Raw genomic sequence first — 20,082 nt, 5'->3', positions numbered from 1 at the left:
CCGAACGCGAGGTAGACCAAAGTTCTCGCGCGACGTGGCGGCCATGGCATCATCCCGTGGCCGCCACGCCCGTCAAGCCCACATTCGTCACATCGACTCTATGCATACGTAGGCGTATATCAGCGGTATCGTCCATTTATACGCCACCGTACAAATGGAGGTTCCTGCCATGCGACTGCCCGAATCGGCCCACACCGATCAACCCTGGCGCATCCACGAAATCGCCCCCGACTTCGCCGTCGAGGACATCTGGCGGTTCCGCACCCCCGGCGGCGGCCCCGACGACTTCCGCGCCCTGCTGTCCGCCCTCCGAGCCGAACGCGCCTCCGAATCCACCGGCCTCAGCGGCCTACTGTTCACAATCCGCTGGAAGCTGGGCCAATGGTTCGGCTGGGACCGCGAAGACGCAGGCACCGGTACCCGAGTCGCGTCCCTACGAGACCGTCTCCCCGCTGACCTCCGCGACACCGACACCCCCGTCGAGGACAGCCCCCTCACCAGCCTCTACGTCCTCGACAACGAATACGCCGCCGAAATCGCCAACGGCACGATGCACGGCATCATGCACCTGGGCTGGGTCCCCGACGACACCGGCTACCGCCTGCAAATGGCCGTTTTGGTGAAGCCCAACGGCTGGTTCGGCCGCTTCTACATGGCCCTGATCAAGCCCTTCCGCTACGGCATCGTCTATCCCGCGATGACCCGCAGCTGGGAACGAACCTGGAACGACCTCGCCGTCACACAGTAGGCAGCCCGATATCCGAACGCGCTGGGCCCAGGTGCTTCTGGTCGGCAAAACCAATGGTCGGGATCGAGGGTTCCGAGCAGGATGTGGTGCGTGGCTGCATCGTGTTCTGCCGTGCTGCGTTGGCAGTTCGACCTGACCTGGTCCCTGTTCGAGTTCCATCTCGATCGGCTGGAGGATGACGACTTCCTGTGGGAGCCCGCGGGTTTGTGCTGGACGCTGCACCTCGACGAACGCGGTGTCTGGGTGCCGGACTGGGCCGACTCCGAGCCCGATCCGATTCCGGTCCCGACCATCGGTTGGATCAGCTGGCACATCGGGTGGTGGTGGAGCGTCGCCATCGACCACCTGCGGGCGCGCACTCCACGGGACCGTACCGAGATCACCTGGCCGGGACCAGGGCCCGCGGTCACCGCTCATCTGCGCGGCCTGCGCGAGGAATGGCTGCCGATTCTGGACCAGGTCACCGACGCCGATCTCGCCGCCCCAGCGACCTTTCCGTGGCACAGCGACCCCGACAAGACCGTCGCCCATACCCTCGCCTGGGTGAACAGCGAGCTGATGAAGAACGTCACCGAGATCGGCCAGTTGCGACCGCTGCGCGCAGCCCGCAACGTCGAGTGACGACCTCGTCGCGACAGCGCTGACCCGTCCTCAGGTGCCGTTCATCACCGCGAGCACATCCGGTGCGGCGAAGAAGCGGGTGCGGGCTCGGGTTACTTCTATGAGAATCCCTGCCTCCACTAGTTTTTCGACATTCAAGGTGGCGGCGCGGTGGGTGACATCGAGCGCCTTCATCGCATTCGCGATGCCGATGATCGGGGAGCGGAACAGCTCGTCGATCAGGATCGGCAGGAGGCCGGATGAGCGGGCTCTGGCGACCCGCAGCCTGAGTTCGGTCCGCAGCGCATCCAGACGCACAGCGCGAGCGAGGCTGTCACGGGCCTGCTCCTCGATGACCTCGAGAAAGAAGTCGAACCAGCCGAGCCAATCGCCGTCGGTCGAAACACGCAGCAAGCCTTCGTAGTACCGGTTACGCCGTGGCTCGATGTAGGACGACAGGTCGAGCAAGGGGCCGGGCAGCAAGCCCCACTCGACCAAGAGCATCACCACGAGCAACCGGCCGATGCGACCGTTGCCGTCGATGAAGGGATGGATCGCCTCGAACTGATAGTGCACCGCGGCGATCGCCAACAGCGGCGGGAGTTCCCCGTCCGCATGCAGGAACTTCTCGAAGGCATCCAGGCCCTGCCACAGCGATTCCGGTGGCGGCGGAACGTATTTCGCGGTGTCGATGGTGGATCCTGGAGGGCCGATCCAGTTCTGACTGCGCCGAAATTCGCCGGGGGTGGCGTAATCGCCACGAACGCCCGTCATCAGAATCCGATGCGCTTCCCGCAGTAGCGACAGACTCAACGGCAAGCGCCTACCCGGATCGAGAACATGATCCATCGCGCTCATGTAGTTGAACACTTCTTGGACGTCACCCCGAGGGTGGGCGGGACGCTCGACCTCGTACATCGCCACGTCCGACAACGACGCGACGGTGCCCTCGATCCGGCTCGACAGCACGGCCTCGCGGCGCACCAGTGCCCGGCCGAACAGCTCGGGGCTGGGCAGTCCGCGCCCGAGACCGGCCAACTCGCCAACGGCCCGATCCGCGCTGGACAGCCTGCGGACGAGTTTCGGAGACATCTGAACGTTCGGCGGCAGTGGTGGCGGCGAGAACGCGCGGTATCCATTGTCCGCGCGGACGACGTTTACCTGCTGCGCGGTGGAGAAGTCCTCCAGAAGCATCAGCTCAACCCCTCGGATCGGCATTCAATGATACTTTTCAGCCGAAAAGTATCACTGACGAAGGGTAGTGCTACTTAAGTAGCACCGCCAGCTTCTTGTGCTACTTTTCGCGCGAAAAGTAGCACAAGCGCCCTCGGTTACGCGCTGAGTGGGGCGGCGGTTACTCCGTAGCCGAGGTTGGTGAGGACCTCGCTGGTGGCCTTGGCGAAGTTGAGGGTGATGAAGTGGAGGCAGGGGGCGCCTTCGTCGGTGAGGCGTTGGGCCATTTCGGTGGCTATCTGGATGCCTTCGGCGCGGACGGCGGCGCGGTCTTCTTCCGGGCCGGTACCCGCTGCTCGGGTGAGGCGGGCCACGACGGCGGGCGGGACGGGGCGACCGCTGAGTTCTTCGGCGCGGGCGACGGTGCGCAGGGAGGTGATGGGCATCAGTTCGGGGATGATCGGTTTGGTGCCCTCGATGGGGTCCATGGCAATCACGCGGTCGCGCAGACGCAGGTAGTGCTCGACGTCGAAGAACATCTGGGTGATCGAATACTCGGCTCCCGCACGGAGTTTCGCGGCCAGATGGTGGGTGTCGTGGTCGAGGTCGGGTGAGCGATGGTGGCCCTGGGGGAACGAGGCGACACCGACGTGGAAGTCGCCGAGATCGCGCACGATGCGGACCAGTTCCTCGGCGTATTCGACGCCACCGGGGTGTTTGGCCCATGCGCCAAGTGGGTCGCCGGGCGGGTCGCCGCGCAGGACCAGGACATTGCAGATGCCGGAGTCGGCGTAGGAGCCGATCAGGGAGCGCAGTTCGGCGATACTGTGACCGACGGCGGTCAGGTGGGCGACCGGGAGCAGGGTGGTTTCCTGCGCGAGGGCGCCGGTGATGCGGACGGTGCGGTCGCGGGTGGAACCGCCCGCGCCGTAGGTCATCGACACGAAGGCGGGGTGCATGCGTTCGAACTCACGAACCGCGCGCCACAGCCGAGCCTCGCCTGCCTCGTCACGCGGGGGGTTGAACTCCACGGAGAACGGCACGCCGTTGCCCGAGTGCGTGCGCAGACTCTGCACCACCGAGGGGGTGTTCGAGACGATCGACGGCCGCTGGGCGGGTCGATCTGGGGTCGAACTTCCCCGTCCATTGTCGAAATCCACCGGCTCAGTCTAGTGGGAGGCGATGGCTGCCCGGCACCGACCGGGAAACCGGCCACCGAACACCCGACAACATGTCAAGTCCGGTAAACGTGACGATGGTGGCAGGAGGCGCCGAAACGCCGGGTGTGGGCTGCGTCGCAGCGGGCGTGTGCGCCGGAGGATGACCGGCTCACCCGCGTATCGTTCGGTATGACGCAGGTGAGGCGCACCGCCGAGTGCCCGACCGGTCCCGCTGCTCGCCCACTTCGCCACTGGAGGCCGCCCTGTCCGCCGGAATCGGAACCCCGCTCTCCCGGTCCGCCGTCGACGCGCTGACCTCGGTCGATCTCGTCGCGCTGACACCGGGTACACCGGCCTTCGTCGCGGCTGTCGAACAGGTGCTGACCAGCTTCTTCGCCACTCGCCGTGAGATCGTCGAGCCGCTGGGGCCGGTGTTCGTCGACGCGGTCGAGGCGTTGCAACAGTTCGTCGTGCGGGGCGGCAAGCGTACGCGGCCGGGCTTCGCCTGGACCGGCTGGCTCGGCGCCGGTGGCGATCCGTCCGGACACGACGCGGCCGCGGTGCTCACTGCCTGTTCGGCGCTGGAGATGGTGCAGGCGTGCGCGCTCGTGCACGACGACATCATCGACTCCTCGCGGACTCGGCGCGGATTCCCGACCGTGCACATCGACTTCGAAGACCGGCATCGAGCGGCGGGCTGGCCCGGCGACGGCGCCGCTTACGGCTCGGCCGTCGCGATCCTGATCGGCGATCTCGCGCTGGCCTGGGCCGATGATCTGGTCCACGAGGCCGGATTGAGCCCCGACGCGCTGGCCCGGTACGCACCGGTGTGGGCGCGGATGCGGACCGAGGTGCTCGGCGGGCAACTCCTCGATATCAACGGTGAGGCCGGTGGGGACGAATCGGTCGAGGCGGCCCTGCGGATCAACCGGTACAAAACCGCCGCGTACACGATCGAACGGCCGTTGCATCTGGGTGCGGCGCTGGCGGGCGCCGACGAGGCACTGGTGGCCGCGTTGCGGATCTACGGAACCGATGTGGGGATCGCGTTCCAGCTGCGTGACGACCTGCTCGGGGTGTTCGGCGACCCGGTGATCACGGGCAAGCCCTCGGGCGATGACCTGCGGGAAGGCAAGCGGACCGTGCTGATCGCGGAGGCGCTGCGCCGAGCCGATCCAGCCTCCGCCACCCTGATCCGGACCGGTCTGGGCACAGATCTCGACGATGCGGCCGTCGACCGGTTACGCACGGTGCTCACCGACCTCGGCGCGGTCGACGAGGTGGAGCGACGAATCACCGAGCTCACCGACACCGGGCTCGCCGCCATCGCGACCAGTTCCGCGACACCGGAAGCCAAGCAGTTGTTGCACGCCATGGCGCTGGCTGCCACTCGTCGCGCAGCCTGATAGGAAAAGTGTTGTGGGACAAACGAATCATGTCGTCGTAGTCGGTGCCGGCCTGGCGGGCCTGGCGGCCGCGCTGCATCTGCGGGGCGCGGGGCACGAGGTGACGGTGCTGGAACGGGCCGATCATCCCGGCGGACGGGTCGGGCGCTATCGGTTCGACGACTACGAGATCGACAGCGGCGCAACGGTACTCACGTTGCCCGAGGTGATCGATGACGCGCTGGCCGCCGTCGGGCACACCAGGGACAGCGTCGACCTGCGCATCCACCGCCTCACCCCCGCCTATCACGCACGTTTCGCCGACGGCAGCGACATCCGGGTCTTCGATGACGCCGACCAGATGGCCGCCGAGGTCGACAGGGCTTGCGGTCCGGCCGAAGCGCGCAACTACCGGCGCCTGCGCGACTGGCTCGGTCGCATCTACGACGCCGAATTCGACGAGTTCCTGAACGCGGATTTCGATTCGCCCCTCGATATGGTGCGTACGCCGCGAGCCAGGGCCGCGCTGACCGCACTCGCCAAGCTCGGCGGGTTCGGCAGACTGGGGCCGCGCGTGCGGTCATATCTGCACGATGAACGCCTGACCAGACTCTTCACGTTCCAAGCGTTGTACGCCGGCATGTCGCCGGATGACGCGCTGGCGATCTATGGCGCAATCCCGAACATGGATACCTGCCTCGGTGTCTACTTTCCCGAAGGGGGGATGCGCGCGATCACCGCCGCGCTCGCCCGAGCATTCACCGACGCGGGTGGGCGCCTCGTGCTGGATGCCGAGGTCGATGGCATCGACTATGCGACCGGCCCAACTCGTGGCCGCTACGCGGAAGCCGTGCGCACCACCGACGGGCGCAGTTACGTCTGCGACTCGGTGGTCCTCACCGCCGACATCGGCTCGCTGCCCCGCTTCGGTCTGCGCCATCGTCGCGGCCTGCGCGCGTCCCCGTCGGCAGTGGTCGCCCACGGCACCATCCCGGCCGAGATCGCCGCGCGATGGCCCGTGCAGGCGCATCACACCATCGACTTCGGCGCGGCCTGGGCGCAGACGTTCACCGAGATCGCCGCGCGCAAGGGGCGCGGGCAGCTCATGAGCGACCCGTCCCTGCTGCTCACCCGGCCCGCGCTGACCGATCCCGGACAGTTCGTCGACCGGGCGAGCGGCCGCTTCGAACCGCTGTCGGTGCTCGCACCATGCCCCAACCTGACCGCCGCCCCACTCGACTGGGACCGGCTCGGCCCCTTCTATCTGCGCGAGCTGCTCGCGGTACTCGAACAGCGTGGCTACACCGGCATCACCGAGCACTTCCGTGTCGACCACCTCGACACTCCCGGCACGTGGGCCGCCCAGGGCATGATCGCGGGCACGCCGTTCTCCATCGCGCACCTGTTCCGGCAGACCGGACCCTTTCGCCCACGCAATCTGCCAAGGGGTGTGGACAACGTTGTTCTCGCAGGTTGCGGCACCACTCCGGGGGTGGGTGTGCCCACCACAGTGCTGTCGGGCAAGCTGGCCGCGGCACGAATCACCGGCAGCCGGACACACGCCGGTACCGACCACCGGGTTAGTGTTCCCACATGAAGCCGTAAACTGACGGCCGACTTATCAGCTCGCGGTTGCGACCGCCGACCACCTGGGGGGACCGACCGAACATGCCGCCCCCTGAGACGACCGTAGGCACCATGGACAACACGCGCACACTCGAGCGCCGGCGCCACCTACCCAGCGGGAGCGATCCCGGCGTCCGGACCTGGCTGCGTACGGCAGGTGAGTTCGCTCGCAGCCCCGAAGGCCACGCGGCCCTCATGGGATTCTTCGGCGCGGCCATGATCACCTTCGGTGGGTTCGGCGCAGGCGCTGTTCGCAAACGCGACCCGCTGCTCGAGGCGCTGCACCTGTCCTGGCTTCGGTTCGGCCACGGGTACGCGCTGTCGACGATCGTGATCTGGATCGGCGTGCTGATGATGATCACCGCGTGGGTTCGGCTGGGTCGCACCACGATCGGTAAGGGTGAATCGACGGTCACCCTCAACGAGTTACGCGCGATCGTCGGCATCTGGATCACGCCACTGCTGTTCGCGGCGCCGATGTTCAGCCGCGACTCCTACTCCTACCTCGCCCAGGGCGCCCTGTTGCGCGACGGTTTCGACCCCTATCAAGTGGGTCCCGTCGCCAATCCCGGTGTGCTGCTGGACAACGTGAGCCCGGTCTGGACCACCACCACCGCGCCGTACGGACCCGTGTTCTTGCTGATCGGCCGCGCGATCACCTCGATCACCGGCGACAATGTGATCGCCGGGACCATCGCCCTGCGCTTCGTCATGCTGCCGGGGCTGGCGCTGATGATGTGGGCCGTGCCGTATCTGACCAAGCATCTCGGCGGTAAGCCGACGGTGGCGCTGTGGTTGGCGGTGCTCAACCCGCTGGTGCTGGTGCACCTGATCGGTGGCGTGCACAACGAGATGTTGATGGTCGGCCTGATGTGCGCGGGCGTCGCGCTCGTGCTCGAACGCCATCATGTGGCGGGCATCGTGGTCGTCGCCATCGGCGTCGCGATCAAGGCGACCGCGGGTGTGGCGCTGCCGTTCCTGGTGTGGATCTGGATTCTGCACGAGAAGGAACGCCGAGCCGCCGAGCGTCGAGTCGCGATGGATTCCGATGCCGCTCTCGCCGAAGAACAGAAACACCCCGACGCTGCCAGACCGTCCGCGGATATGCCGCACCCCCTGTTCGTGTTCGCCAAGATCGCCGGGATCGGTGTCGGCGTGTTCGCGCTGGTATTCGGCGCGGCATCGGTGATCGCGGGAGTCGGCTTCGGCTGGGTCACCGCGTTGCAGGGTTCGAACAAGATCATCAACTGGCTTTCGCTGCCGACGCTGCTCGCGCACATGGTCACCTGGGTGACCCCGCTGAATTTCGATTCGGTGCTGGATGTGACCCGCCTGCTGTGCCAGATCGCCATGGTCGCGTTGCTGGTCGCGACGTGGTGGCGGTTCCGGCACAGTGAACGCGAGGCCGTGATGGGCATCATCATCGCCTTCGTCGCGATCGTGCTGCTCTCCCCCGCCGCGCTGCCCTGGTACTACTCGTGGCCACTGGCGCTGGCCGCCGGTTTCGCGATGTCGACCACAACATTGATGTGGCTGGTCGGGATCTGCACGTGGCTGATGCTGGTGTTCCAGCCGGACGGGTCGATCGGGCTCTACAACTTCTGGCACGTCGCACTCGCGACCTTCGCCGCCGTGGTCGCCGCGATGTCGCTGCGCATCGTCGATCCGCTGCATCTGCGTTCGGCCAGGTCGAAGCCCGTTGTCACGGAATCGGCGCCGCCTGTTCGGGCATGATTCCTTGTCACCTTCGGTGGGCGCGGTCTTTGCCTCGGGAATTCGACTTCACCGAGCTGCCGTGAGTTTCCTCATCGACACCAACGTCGTCTCCGAACCCTCAGAAGGGTTCGGCGTGGGCGCGGCGGACCACCTCGCGGGCCAGGTGGCCGTGCAGGGCGTCGACGGGGCGGCCGGGGAGGGTGGGGTCATCGGTGTAGAGCCACTCGAGGATGTCCTCGTTGCTGTACTTGCCGTCACGCATGACGGTGATCACGCCGGGGAGCATGCGCACGATCTCGTCTTCGGAATTGAAGAAGCGGGCGGGGATGCCGGGGACACCGTTGCGGCGGATCGCGAGGATCTGGTGGTCACGCAGCAGTTGGTGCACCGAGGTGACCGGGACGCCGAGTATGTCGGCCGCCTCGGGGAGCGAGACGATGGTTTCGGTGTCGGGCAGCACGTCGTCGCCGCAAGGGAAGGCACTCACCCCCACAACGGTAGTACGTGTCGGTGCGCACTCATCGTCGGGCATGCCGACACCGCCCGGTTACCATCGTGGTGGCCGCACCCGGCGGCCGGTTGAATGCCGGAGGACATCACTTGATCGGCCAGATGCTGGAAGGGCGCTATCGCATCGATGCGCCGATCGCTCGCGGCGGGATGTCGATGGTGTTCCGGGGAACCGACACCCGGCTCGATCGCCCGGTGGCGATCAAGGTGATGGACCCGAAGTTCGCCGGTGACCCGCAGTTCCTCAGCCGTTTCGAGTTCGAGGCGCGGGCGGTGGCCAAACTCAAGCATCAGTCCCTGGTGGCCGTGTACGACCAGGGTGTCGATGGCGAACACCCGTTCCTGATCATGGAACTGGTTGAGGGCGGCACCCTGCGTGAACTGCTGCGCGAACGCGGGCCGATGCCGCCACACGCCGTGCGCGCCGTGGCCGAGCCGGTGCTGCGCGCGATCGGCACCGCCCACGACGCCGGCCTGGTGCACCGCGATGTGAAGCCGGAGAACGTGCTGATCTCCGATGCGGGCGAGGTGAAGATCGCCGACTTCGGCCTGGTCCGCGCCGTGGCCGCGGCCAACACCACCTCCGCGAGCGTGATCCTCGGCACGGCCGCCTACCTCTCCCCCGAGCAGGTCACCACCGGCACCGCCGACGCCCGCAGCGACGTGTACTCCTTCGGCGTGCTGATCTTCGAGCTGCTCACCGGGCGGGTGCCGTTCAGCGGCGACAACTCGCTGTCGGTGGCCTATCAGCGGGTCGAGAACGATGTGCCCGCACCGAGCCAGTTCATCGGTGGCGTGCCCACGGAATTCGACGAACTGGTCGCCAAGGCCACCTCCCGCGACCCCGCGCAGCGCTTCGCCGACGCCAACGAGATGGCGGCGAAACTGCAGTCGATCGCGATGGAGCTGAAGCTGCCGCCGTATCGGGTTCCGGCACCGCGGGATTCGGCCGAACACCTCAGCGAGAGCTACCGGACCGGCGCCGCCCATCATCCCGGTGAGCGCCCACACACCCCCAATCCTGTTGCCGCGCATCATTCGCCCGCACCGGAACCGCACCACACCAGGGTGGTGACCGCGCAGCGCCCACGGCCGGAGGTGTACGCGCCCGCACCCGCCGCCACCGCGTTCGGCGACAGTCATGCTCGCCGAACAGGTTTGGTGTGGGTGGGTATCGTCACCGCGCTGACCCTGCTGGTCGGCATCGGCGGCTGGTGGCTCGGCGTCGGCCGCTACAGCGCGGTGCCGCCGATCGCGGGCATGGACTCCCAGCGGGCCGTCGCGGTGCTCCAGGAGGCCGGTTTCGAAACAGAGTTACGGCAGAAGGCTTCCGACACCATTCCGGTGGGCGGGGTCGTCGGCACCGACCCGTCGGCCGGGTCGCGGGTGACCAAGAGTTCCACGATCGCGGTGCTGATCTCCAACGGCAAACCGCGCGTGCCCGATATCAAGGCGGGCGATCAGATCAGTGCCGTGAACCAGGCGATCCGCGACGGCGGCCTGCAGCCGATCGACGCCGGTGAGGCGGCGAGCACGGCGCCGAAGGGTTCACTGGCGAAGGTGGAGCCCGCGCCGGGCACGATCCTGCCGGTGGGTGGGCAGGTGAAGGTGTACCGCAGCAAGGGCTCTCAGCCGGTCAATGTGCCCGATGTGCGCGGCAAGACCACCGAGCAGGCGGCCAGTGCGCTGACCACGGCGGGCCTGGTCGTTCGTGAGACGCGCGTGCAGTTCGACAAGAACATCGAGGGCGACAAGGCGATCGCCACCGAGCCCGCCGTCGGCACCACCCTGCAATCGGGCGACACCATCACGCTGATCGTGTCCAACGCGGTGACGGTGCCCAATGTGATGGGCCAGAACGTCGGCAACGCCCGGTCCAAGCTCCAGCAGCTCGGCCTGCGGGTGGCGGTCAATTCCCTCACCGATTCCGACAGCTCCCTGGTCATCGGCCAGCTACCCGGCATCAATTCGAATGTGGAGGCGGGGAGCGTGGTCACGCTCACCGCCCTGCCTTGAAGGGGCAAGGATCCCGAGAAGGACAAAGAAAAACCCGGGCGCGGTCCTCGCTGACCGCCCCCGGGCTCATCTGAGCTGATTCAGCGCAGCATTTCCGCGACCAGGAACGACAGTTCCAGGGACTGCTGGGTGTTCAGGCGCGGATCGCAGGCGGTTTCGTAGCGGCCGCCGAGGTCGAGGTCGGAGATGTCCTGGGCGCCGCCGAGGCACTCGGTGACGTTCTCGCCGGTCAGCTCGATGTGCAGGCCGCCCGGATGGGTGCCGAGGGCGTGGTGCACCTCGAAGAAGCCTTGGACCTCGTCGACGATGCGGTCGAAGTGGCGGGTCTTGAAACCGTTGGACGACTCGTGGGTGTTGCCGTGCATGGGGTCGCACTGCCAGATCACCTGGTGGCCGGTGGCCTGCACCTTCTCGATGATCGGGGGCAGCACATCGCGGACCTTGCCGTTGCCCATGCGGGCGACCAGAGTGAGCCGGCCGGGCTCGTTGTTCGGGTCGAGCCGCTCGACGTATTCCACGGCCAGGTCCGGTGTGGTGGTCGGCCCGATCTTGAGGCCGATCGGGTTCGCGAGCAGTTCGGCCAGCGCGATGTGGGCGCCGTCGAGCTGCCGGGTGCGCTCACCGATCCACAGGAAGTGCGCGGACAGGTCGTAGAGCAGCGGTTCGCCGGTTTCGGACTCGCTCAGCCGCAGCATCGCGCGCTCGTAGTCGAGGACGAGCGCTTCGTGCGAGGCGTAGATACGCGCGGTCTTCAGGCTCGGATCGTTGACCTGACAGGCGGCCATGAAACGCAGGCCGCGGTCGATCTCCTCGGCGAGGGTCTCGTAACGCGCACCCGCGGGCGACTGGGCGACGAAGTCGCGGTTCCAGTCGTGCAGGCGGTGCAGGTCGGCGGTGCCCGCGCTGGTCAGCGCACGCACCAGGTTCATCGCGGCGCTGGCGTTGGCGTAGGCGCGGACCAGGCGTGACGGGTCGTGGCGGCGCAGCGCCTCGTCGGCGACGAGGGAGTTCACCATGTCACCGCGGTAGGACGTCAGGCCGAGGGCGTCGGTGTCGGACGAGCGCGGCTTGGCGTACTGGCCCGCGATGCGCGCCACCTTCACCACCGGCATGCTCGCGCCGTAGGTGAGAACGACGGCCATCTGCAGCAGTGTGCGGATATTGCCGCGGATGTGCGGTTCGGTGTTGTCGGCGAAGGTCTCCGCGCAGTCACCGCCCTGCATGAGGAAAGCCTCACCGCGGGCAACGGCGGCCAGCTGCGCCTTGAGGTCCTCGACCTCGGCGGGTAGGCAGATCGGTGGCACGCTCTCCAGCACAGTGCGCATGGTGGCGGCCTCGTCGGCGTCCCAGGACGGTTGCTGCAGGGCGGGCCTGGCCAATGCTGCGTCGAGGCGGCCACGCAGTTCGGCGGGCAGCGGCGGCAGTTCCGGCAGGCGGTCAATGGGTACGTCGACGGTCCAGGTCACCAGTCAAGAATACGGACCCACCGCGCCGAGCGAATATCCGGCGTACCGGCGACGGCCCGCAAAGTTTCGCGCGCGGGCTCCACCGACCCGTTCGAAGTGCTCGCCAGGTGCCGACATAAGGTTTCGTCATCCCATTGTGGGGCCACCGCGCGGATCGTCGAGCCAGACGTCACGAGCAACCCACCGGCGAGAAGAGGCGATCTCCCTGCGATATTTCTACGACTCGGAATTCGTTGAGGACGGTGTCACGATCGATCTGATCTCGATCGGTGTCGTCTGTGAGGACGGCCGCGAGTACTACGCGGTGTCAACCGAGTTCGACGCGAAGCGGGCCGGGCCGTGGGTGCGCAAGCACGTGCTGCCGAAGCTGCCGCCCGCCGGATCGCCGCTGTATCGCACCAGGGAACAGATCCGCGACGACCTGTTCAAGTTCTTCCTGCCACGGCCGAGTGTGCAGCCGGAGCTGTGGGCCTGGGTCGGCGCGTACGACCACGTCGCGCTGTGCCAGCTGTGGGGTGACATGACCGCGCTGCCCAAGGGCATGCCGCGCTATACCAACGAACTGCGCCAGCACTGGGCGGTCAACGGCAGCCCCGCCCTGCCGCCCATCCCCGACGACGCGCACGACGCGCTCGCCGACGCCCGCCACAACCTGGCCAAGTTCGAGGCGATCGAGACCTTCCGTCGCAGTCCACGACTGTGAGCAAAAGCGAAGGCCCCGAGTCGAATTCGACTCGGGGCCTTCGCTGCACGACGTCAGGTCAGTGATCGGACCGATCGTCGCGGTTGGCGATCGCCTGCTGTTCGGCGAGGACGGTGAGCATCCGGTGCTCCTCGGCCTCCTCGATCTCGACCCAGGCCTCGCCCTCGGCCTTCGGATCGGCCTTGAGGAAGCTGCCGGTGCCCGGCTTGCCCGCCGAGCCCAGCTTGTTCATCTTCTTGGGCACCGGGGCGCCCTGGTACTCCAGCGGGATGGCGTGGCCGTGTGCGTCGACCCCGCCCAGCGGCTGGTGCACCTCGATGTACTCACCGTGCGGCAGACGCTTGATCACACCGGTTTCGATGCCGTGCTCGAGCACCGCCCGGTCACTGCGCTGCAGACCGATGCAGAACCGGTAGGTCACGAAGTACGCGATCGGCGGCAGCAGCAGCACGCCGATCCGACCGATCCAGGTGGTGGCGTTCAGCGAGATGTCGAACTTCAGCGAGATGATGTCGTTGACACACGACAGTGTGAGCACCACGTAGAACGCGATGGCCATCGCGCCGATCGCGGTACGCACCGGCACGTCGCGCGGACGCTGGAGCAGGTTGTGGTGCGCCGTGGTGTCGTTGGTGAGCCGCTTCTCGATCCACGGGTAGGCGACGAGCAGGGTGAACACCAGGCCCATCACCAGCGCGACCCAGAACGCCGCGGGGATCGTGTAGTTGCCGAGATAGATCTCCCAGGCTGGCATCAGGCGCGCCATGCCGTCGGTCCACATCATGTAGAAGTCGGGCTGCGAACCCGCCGATACCTGCGATGGGTTGTACGGACCGAGGTTCCAGATCGGGTTGATCTGCAGCACACCGCCCATGATGCCGACGATGCCGAGGGTGAACGCGAAGAACGCGCCCTGATCGGCGGCGAACACCGGGATGATGCGCGCGCCGACCACGTTGTGCTCGGTGCGGGCCGGTCCGGGGAACTGGGTGTGCTTCTGGTACCAGACCAGCGCGACGTGCGCACCGATCAGCGCCAAGATGATGCCGGGCAGCAGCAGCACGTGCGCGATGTAGAGGCGCGGGATGATGATGTCGCCGGGGAAGTCGCCGCCGAACATCAGCCAGTGCATCCAGGTACCGACCACCGGGACACCGATGGTGATACCGGAGAACGCGGCGCGCAGGCCGGTGCCGGAGAGCAGGTCGTCGGGCAGCGAGTAGCCGAAGAAGCCTTCGAACATCGCCAGGATCAGCAGCAGCGAACCGATCACCCAGTTGCCTTCACGCGGCTTGCGGAACGCGCCGGTGAAGAAGATGCGGAACAGGTGGATGATGATCGACGCCGCGAACAGCAGGGCCGCCCAGTGGTGGATCTGCCGGACGAACAGACCGCCGCGCACCTCGAAGGAGATGTTCAGCGCGGTCTCGTACGCCCGCGACATGCCGACACCGCGCAGCGGCTGGTAGGCGCCGTCGTAGACCACGTGCGCCATCGACGGATCGAAGAACAGCGTCAGGTACACACCCGACAGCAGCAGGATGATGAACGCGTAGAGCGCGATCTCACCCAGCAGGAACGACCAGTGGGTCGGGAAGACCTTGTTGATCGAGCGCTTCACGAACGCCGCGGCGCGATACCGCTCGTCCATCTCGTTTATCTGGCTCATGAACGACGCTCCCAGAAGGCCGGGCCGAGCGGCTCGATGAAGTCGCCCGCGGCGACCAGGAAGCCCTCGGAGTTGACGGTGATCGGCAGCTGAGGCAGTGCGCGGGCGGCAGGACCGAAGATCGGCTTACCCCACTCGGTCGCGGAGAACTGCGACTGGTGGCAGGGGCACAGGATTCGGTTGGTCTGCTGCTCGAACAGCGAGGTGGGGCAGCCGAGATGGGTGCAGATCTTCGAGTAGGCGAAGTAGTCGCCGAAGTTGAAGCTCTCCTGGCCCTTGCGCTTGATCGCCTTCTCGGCGTCTTCGGTGCGCAGCCGGATCATCATGACCGCGTTGCGGATACCGCGCAGCGACTGCAGGGTCTCGTGCGCATCCCCGCGCCACTTCTCTTTCCACGGGAACACCGTTTCCATGGAGCCCGCGTCGAGATCCTCGGGACGGACCAGCACGATGTCGTTGGGGCGGCCGGTGTCGCGACGGATGTAGACGGTCTCGCCCGGGTAGTCCGGGGTCCACCCCGACACCCACAGCGGCGACTTCTCGCGCTTCGCCCACGGGTTCTTCACCATGCCGCCGACGAACACCAGCAGCGCGCCGATACCGAGCACGCCGACACCGGCGCCCGCGGTACCGAGCATCATCTTGCGACGCCCCAGGGTGGAGGTGTCGAGCGCGTCCTGCAGCTCGGCAGCCAGGGTGCGGCGCTCGATCTCATCCGACGGGCCGTCGTGGCGCTGCTGGATCGAGATCTCGGCGGGGATGAACTTCTTGCGGATCAGCACCACCGCGATACCGATGACCAGCACCGAGATGCCGAAGGTCAGGCCGATGAGCGGGGTGTACAGCGAATAGGCGGCATGGCCCTCGTCGCCGTAGCCCTTCCACTCCCACGGCCAGAACAGGAAGACACCGATGAGCGCGGCGGCGGCCAGGCCGGAGATGGCGAACCAGAACGTGACCGCACGTTCGGCGCGCTTCTCGGCCTTGGTGCCCGGCACCGGCCACCGCTCGTTGCGATAGACAACATCGACATCGTCGCGTTTGGCGCCGAGCTCAGCCAGCTCGGCGGTCGACATCGCGTCGAGTTCGTCTTCGGTGGGTTCGCGACCCATGTCGCTGTGCTCCTGTCCACTCATGATCGGGAACCGATCCACATCGCGGCGCCGACAACGGCGGTGATGCCGATGACCCAGATGGCGAGGCCTTCCGTGGCCGGACCGAATCCGCCGAGGTCCCAGCCGCCGGGCGACTTCTCCTCGGCGGAGTTCTTGACGTAGGCGACGATGTCGCGCTTCTCTTCCGACGTCAGCTGCCGGTCGGAGAACTTGGGCATGTTCTGCGGGCCGGTGACCATCGCCTGGTAGATCTGCTGCTCGTTGGCCTCGGCCAGCGGCGGCGCGAACTTGCCGCTGGACAGCGCTCCACCACGACCGGTGAAGTTGTGGCAGGAGGCGCAGTTCATGCGGAACAGCTCCGAACCACGGGCGATGTCGTCGCCGCGCAGCGATTCCTGCGCGATCTCACCATTGGCGTCGCGGATCACCGAGGGGCCACCGCCGTTGGCGGCGATGTAGGCGCCCATCGCGTCGGTCTGGTGCGCGTCGAACTTCGCCGGCTTGCGCACGGCCTGAGCGCCGTTCATGGCCATCGGCATCCGGCCGGAGGAGACCTGGAAGTAGACCGCGGCCTCGCCGACACCGATCAGGCTCGGACCGCGATCGGCGACACCCTGCAGGTTCGCGCCGTGGCACGTGACGCAGGAGGTGTCGTAGAGCTGCTTGCCCTCGCGGATGAGCGCGGACTGGTCCTCGTTCGCGACGGCAATCTGCGGCTCGGGGGTGAGCGCGGTAGCCAGGAAGCCGGCTCCGACCAGGCCGATCATCAGCGCGAGAGCACCCGCGATGCGACGACGGGCGCGACGCTGTTTACGCGCCTGCTTTGCGGCCTTGGCGGCCTGCCCGTTGCCGGGGCCGGCGGGCTCTGGGGCCGACGGGGGAGATGAACTCATCTGTGTCCCTTTGGAGTAGACGGAACCGACTTGTGCAAATGCTTAGGAGTGCGCGGCGCGCTAACGGACGAAGTAGATCGTGGCGAACAGCCCGATCCAGACGATGTCGACGAAGTGCCAGTAGTACGACACCACGATCGCGGCGGTGGCCTGAGCGGGCGTGAACTTGCTCAGCGTGGTGCGGACGAGCAGGAACACGAACGCGATCAGACCGCCGATCACGTGCAGACCGTGGAAACCGGTGGTGATGTAGAAAACCGAGCCGTAGGAGCTACCGGCGATGGAGGTTCCCTCGTGCACCAGGTGGTAGTACTCGTAGCCCTGGCCTGCCACGAAGAACGCACCCATCGCCAAGGTGATCGTGTACCAGCGGCGAAGGCCGAACACGTCGCCCTTCTCCGCGGCGAACACGCCCATCTGGCAGGTGAACGACGATGCGATCAGCACGGCCGTCACCGGAATGGCGAGCGTCATGTTCAGCTCGGTCGGCTCCGGGGGCCAGTTGCCGTGCGCCTGCGCGCGCGCAACGAAGTACATGGCGAACAGGCCCGCGAAGAACATCAGCTCGCTCGACAGCCAGATGATGGTTCCGACGCTGACCATGTTGGGCCGGTTCAGCGAATGCACACGCTGAGTAATGGCCGATCCTGGGGTGCCTACTGCGGTCGTCACCGGGTAAGTATGACTCTTCGTAGTACGACACATGTACCCGGGTACGAAAGTTTGTGGCGCGAGTCGGAAAACCCACGCACAGAGGGGGTCTACGACGTCCGTCGGCGTGTTGGCGACCAGCGCGCGACAACACATTGTGACAGCGTTGGATGTGCATATCCTGAGACTCGAGGAGGCGGCGATGGTCGTGGTGCGGATGTGGCGGCGGCTGTTCGGTGGGTCGGCGCGGGAGCTGGATGCCTCGCGCGACGATCTCGTCGTGGTCGCTTCGAGTTTCGACGATGTCGAGGCGTGTTCGACGGCGCTGGATCGGGCGAGCGCGCTGGACCTGGAGGCCGATGCGGTGTTGCGCCATCATCTGCGGCTCCCCGCCGAGCAGATCGAGGCCGCGTGCGAGATCGCCGGCTACGACGGATACGAACGTGCCGAGACCACCGCGGGATCCGATGACCTGGTTGCGGTCATCCTGCAGCGGGTGCAACGGCTCGATCCGCTGACCTGCTCGCAGGAACGATCGCGGATGGCCGGACTCGCGCAGCGCCACGACGGTGTCGCCGACGGGTGGGACGCGCTGCAACCGCCGCGCACCGCCCCGTAAACTCGCCCGACGGCGCATAAGACCTTGCGCCACCTCCGCGCGCCCGATCTACAGTGGCGCAATGGTGTCGTCGAAGGAGAAGCAGCAGATGAGCGCGCGCAGCTGGCCCCAGGTGCTCGGAACCCTCGCCGACGGTGGCGACCTGGCCGCGGACGACACCACCTGGGTGATCGACGAGATCTTCACCGACAACGCCACCGCGGCCCAGATCGCGGCGTTCGGCGTCGCCATGAAGATCAAGGGTCCGACGCCGACCGAACTGGCGGGCATGGTGGCCGGGATGCTCGGACACGCGCGACTGGTTCGCATCGAGGGCGACGCGGTCGATGTCGTCGGTACCGGTGGCGACCGGTCCGGGTCGGTGAACATCTCGACCATGTCCGCGGTGGTCGTGGCCTCGGCCGGGGTGCCGGTGGTCAAGCACGGGAATCGGGCGGCGTCGTCGAAGTCCGGTGGCGCCGATGTGCTGGAAGCGCTCGGGGTGAAGCTCGCGCTCGGGCCCGAGTCGGTGGCGCGGTCGGTGCGCGAGGTGGGAATCGGGTTCTGTTTCGCACCGCTGTTCCACTCCGGGCTGCGGTTCGCCGGCGCGGCGCGCAAGGAGATCGGCATTCCGACCGTGTTCAACGTGCTCGGGCCGCTGACGAATCCGGCGCAGCCGCGCGCGGGGCTGATCGGGTGCGCGTTCGCCGATCTGGCACCCGTCATCGCGGGGGTGTTCGCGGCACGCGACGCGAGTGCGCTGGTGGTGCGTGGGCGCGACGGGCTCGACGAGATCACCACCTCCGACCTCACGGATGTGTGGGTGGTCAGTGGTGGGCGGATCCGTCAGACGGTGCTCGATCCGACGCGGTTGGGCATTGCCCGAGTGAACCTCGACGATCTGCGCGGCGGGGACGCCACGGTCAACGCCCAGGTCGCGCGCGATGTCTTCGCGGGGACGCCGGGGCCGGTTCGTGATGCGGTGCTGTTGAACTCGGCCGCGGCGATCGTGGCCTACGACCTCGCGCGCGGGGTCGGCGATGTCGACACCGAGCTGGACGCGGCGCTGGTCGGTGGGCTCGAGCGCGCCGCCGCCGCGGTGGACAGCGGGGCGGCGGCGAAACTGCTGCAGAGCTGGGCCGAACTCACCCAGGTGCTCGACGAGCGCTGAGCGTGGTGCGCTGGAAGGTTCACTCCCCCAGCGAGAATCCGGCTTCCACGTCGTGGCTGGAATATGACTTGAAGGCGATGTGGGTGGTGGTGCGGACCACGCCGTCCACCTTGTCGATGCCTGCGGTGACCACTTCGGCGATGCGTGCATGGTCGCGCACGCGCACGATCGCGATCAGGTCCACGTCGCCGGCGCACGAGTACACCTCGGCGACGCCTTCGGTGTCGGCGAGGGCCTGGGCGGTCTCGGGGATGCGAGAGTTCTGCGCCTGGATCATCACGATGGCGGTAATCATGGGATCACTCTAGAACTTCGTCGGCGTCGGTGGCGGCTTTGAACCGTCGCATCAGGTCGCGGCTCTTCACGCCGGGCGCCGTTTCCACCGAGCTGGACACGTCGACGCCGAAGGGACGGTGCCGGGCGATGACGTCGGCGACATTGTCCGGGTCGAGGCCGCCCGCGAGCACGACTTTGCCGGGTTGCGCGCGCACCCAATCGGGAAATTCCGCGAAGACGCCGGAGCCCGCGCTCGCGTCGTAGAAGAAGTATTCGCTGGTCTGCTCAGGTGCGGGCGGGTTCGACGAGCAGAAGGCCAGGTTCGGCAGGTCGGCCCACTGGTAGAGCTGCACGACATCGAACGCGTCGGCCACCTCGGCGACCTCGCTCGCCTCGAGGGCGACAGCGAAGGTGGTGATGCGACCGCGCGCGTGATCGGCGAGGGCGCGTGCCTGTTCGGGGGTGCGGTAGCGCTTGCTCTTCGTCGTCACCATGACGCCGATCGCGGAGTATCCGAGCTCGACCGCCCAGTCGATCTGCTCCTCGGTGGTCAGCCCACACACCTTCACGAACATCCGCCGCCACTCCTTGTCTCCTGGCCCCGCC

The 20,082-nt window shown here is 67.1% G+C and carries 19 protein-coding genes; 9 read left to right on the top strand and 10 right to left on the bottom strand.

The features are described from left to right. Window positions 1-169: 169 nt before the first annotated feature. Both ACLJPD_RS29495 and ACLJPD_RS29490 read left to right on the top strand, forming a co-directional pair. A complete protein-coding gene (locus tag ACLJPD_RS29495; RefSeq protein ID WP_410876467.1) occupies window positions 170-748 on the top strand; it encodes a DUF2867 domain-containing protein in 579 nt (192 codons plus the stop codon). 90 nt (window positions 749-838) lie between these two features. Then, the gene (locus ACLJPD_RS29490; protein WP_410876466.1) at window positions 839-1,369 is read left to right on the top strand and encodes a DinB family protein; all 531 of its coding nucleotides are present in this window, start codon (window positions 839-841) and stop codon (window positions 1,367-1,369) included. Between the two features lie 30 nt (window positions 1,370-1,399). On the opposite strand, the gene ACLJPD_RS29485 is transcribed toward ACLJPD_RS29490, so the two are convergent. Further along, on the bottom strand, window positions 1,400-2,542 hold the full coding sequence (locus ACLJPD_RS29485; RefSeq protein ID WP_410876465.1) for a Fic family protein: 1,143 nt from the start codon (window positions 2,540-2,542) through the stop codon (window positions 1,400-1,402). A gap of 137 nt (window positions 2,543-2,679) precedes the next feature. After that, on the bottom strand, window positions 2,680-3,681 hold the full coding sequence (locus ACLJPD_RS29480) for a methylenetetrahydrofolate reductase (protein WP_410876464.1): 1,002 nt from the start codon (window positions 3,679-3,681) through the stop codon (window positions 2,680-2,682). Window positions 3,682-3,932: 251 nt separating this feature from the next. Here ACLJPD_RS29480 and ACLJPD_RS29475 point away from each other — a divergent pair, with 251 nt between their 5' ends. From ACLJPD_RS29475 to ACLJPD_RS29465, 3 genes are all read left to right on the top strand, one after another. Continuing rightward, window positions 3,933-5,087, top strand: coding sequence for a polyprenyl synthetase family protein (locus ACLJPD_RS29475; protein ID WP_410876561.1), 1,155 nt, complete (start codon window positions 3,933-3,935; stop codon window positions 5,085-5,087). Window positions 5,088-5,100: 13 nt separating this feature from the next. Continuing rightward, window positions 5,101-6,663, top strand: a complete 1,563-nt coding sequence (gene crtI, locus ACLJPD_RS29470; RefSeq protein ID WP_410876463.1) for a phytoene desaturase family protein — start codon at window positions 5,101-5,103, stop codon at window positions 6,661-6,663. A 101-nt stretch (window positions 6,664-6,764) separates the two neighbouring features. Then, window positions 6,765-8,426 carry an alpha-(1->6)-mannopyranosyltransferase A gene (locus ACLJPD_RS29465; protein WP_410876462.1) on the top strand — a complete coding sequence of 554 codons (1,662 nt, stop codon included), beginning with the start codon at window positions 6,765-6,767 and terminating at the stop codon, window positions 8,424-8,426. 100 nt (window positions 8,427-8,526) lie between these two features. Here ACLJPD_RS29465 and ACLJPD_RS29460 read toward each other — a convergent pair whose 3' ends face one another. Further along, window positions 8,527-8,895: an Rv2175c family DNA-binding protein gene (locus tag ACLJPD_RS29460; protein ID WP_410876461.1), complete on the bottom strand. Its 369-nt coding sequence runs from the start codon at window positions 8,893-8,895 to the stop codon at window positions 8,527-8,529. Window positions 8,896-9,020: 125 nt separating this feature from the next. On the opposite strand from ACLJPD_RS29460, the gene pknB reads away from it, so the two are divergent. Further along, window positions 9,021-10,934: a Stk1 family PASTA domain-containing Ser/Thr kinase gene (gene pknB, locus ACLJPD_RS29455; protein WP_410876560.1), complete on the top strand. Its 1,914-nt coding sequence runs from the start codon at window positions 9,021-9,023 to the stop codon at window positions 10,932-10,934. Between the two features lie 80 nt (window positions 10,935-11,014). On the opposite strand, the gene ACLJPD_RS29450 is transcribed toward pknB, so the two are convergent. After that, window positions 11,015-12,400, bottom strand: coding sequence for a class II 3-deoxy-7-phosphoheptulonate synthase (locus tag ACLJPD_RS29450; protein WP_410876460.1), 1,386 nt, complete (start codon window positions 12,398-12,400; stop codon window positions 11,015-11,017). A gap of 205 nt (window positions 12,401-12,605) precedes the next feature. Here ACLJPD_RS29450 and ACLJPD_RS29445 point away from each other — a divergent pair, with 205 nt between their 5' ends. Continuing rightward, on the top strand, window positions 12,606-13,103 hold the full coding sequence (locus tag ACLJPD_RS29445; protein ID WP_410876559.1) for a polyadenylate-specific 3'-exoribonuclease AS: 498 nt from the start codon (window positions 12,606-12,608) through the stop codon (window positions 13,101-13,103). A gap of 58 nt (window positions 13,104-13,161) precedes the next feature. Here ACLJPD_RS29445 and ACLJPD_RS29440 read toward each other — a convergent pair whose 3' ends face one another. The 4 genes from ACLJPD_RS29440 to ACLJPD_RS29425 are packed head-to-tail and all read right to left on the bottom strand — an operon-like array spanning window position 13,162 to window position 17,452. Continuing rightward, window positions 13,162-14,772 carry a cytochrome b gene (locus ACLJPD_RS29440; RefSeq protein WP_410876459.1) on the bottom strand — a complete coding sequence of 537 codons (1,611 nt, stop codon included), beginning with the start codon at window positions 14,770-14,772 and terminating at the stop codon, window positions 13,162-13,164. Continuing rightward, window positions 14,769-15,908, bottom strand: coding sequence for a ubiquinol-cytochrome c reductase iron-sulfur subunit (locus ACLJPD_RS29435; RefSeq protein WP_410876458.1), 1,140 nt, complete (start codon window positions 15,906-15,908; stop codon window positions 14,769-14,771). Before ACLJPD_RS29435 ends, ACLJPD_RS29440 begins: the two co-directional genes overlap by 4 nt. Further along, on the bottom strand, window positions 15,905-16,780 hold the full coding sequence (locus ACLJPD_RS29430; RefSeq protein WP_410876457.1) for a c-type cytochrome: 876 nt from the start codon (window positions 16,778-16,780) through the stop codon (window positions 15,905-15,907). The genes ACLJPD_RS29435 and ACLJPD_RS29430 overlap by 4 nt, the downstream gene beginning before the upstream one ends. A 60-nt stretch (window positions 16,781-16,840) precedes the next feature. Next, window positions 16,841-17,452, bottom strand: coding sequence for a heme-copper oxidase subunit III (locus ACLJPD_RS29425; RefSeq protein WP_410876456.1), 612 nt, complete (start codon window positions 17,450-17,452; stop codon window positions 16,841-16,843). A 181-nt stretch (window positions 17,453-17,633) separates the two neighbouring features. On the opposite strand from ACLJPD_RS29425, the gene ACLJPD_RS29420 reads away from it, so the two are divergent. Next, window positions 17,634-18,050 (top strand): ribonuclease E inhibitor RraB, encoded by a 417-nt coding sequence (locus ACLJPD_RS29420; protein WP_410876558.1) that lies wholly within the window; start codon window positions 17,634-17,636, stop codon window positions 18,048-18,050. A 61-nt stretch (window positions 18,051-18,111) separates the two neighbouring features. Then, window positions 18,112-19,200 (top strand): anthranilate phosphoribosyltransferase, encoded by a 1,089-nt coding sequence (gene trpD, locus ACLJPD_RS29415; protein WP_410876455.1) that lies wholly within the window; start codon window positions 18,112-18,114, stop codon window positions 19,198-19,200. A gap of 19 nt (window positions 19,201-19,219) precedes the next feature. Here trpD and ACLJPD_RS29410 read toward each other — a convergent pair whose 3' ends face one another. Beyond that, window positions 19,220-19,495: an Lrp/AsnC family transcriptional regulator gene (locus tag ACLJPD_RS29410; protein ID WP_410876454.1), complete on the bottom strand. Its 276-nt coding sequence runs from the start codon at window positions 19,493-19,495 to the stop codon at window positions 19,220-19,222. 4 nt (window positions 19,496-19,499) lie between these two features. Then, window positions 19,500-20,051 (bottom strand): phosphoribosylanthranilate isomerase, encoded by a 552-nt coding sequence (locus tag ACLJPD_RS29405; RefSeq protein WP_410876453.1) that lies wholly within the window; start codon window positions 20,049-20,051, stop codon window positions 19,500-19,502. Window positions 20,052-20,082: the final 31 nt, after the last annotated feature.

Origin of the sequence: Nocardia sp. A7 (assembly GCF_046549215.1) — a bacterium.
In the GTDB taxonomy this organism is placed as follows: Bacteria; Actinomycetota; Actinomycetes; order Mycobacteriales; family Mycobacteriaceae; genus Nocardia.
The sequence above is the reverse complement of the archived record's forward strand: the minus strand, read 5'-3'. Positions and strand labels throughout refer to the sequence as shown.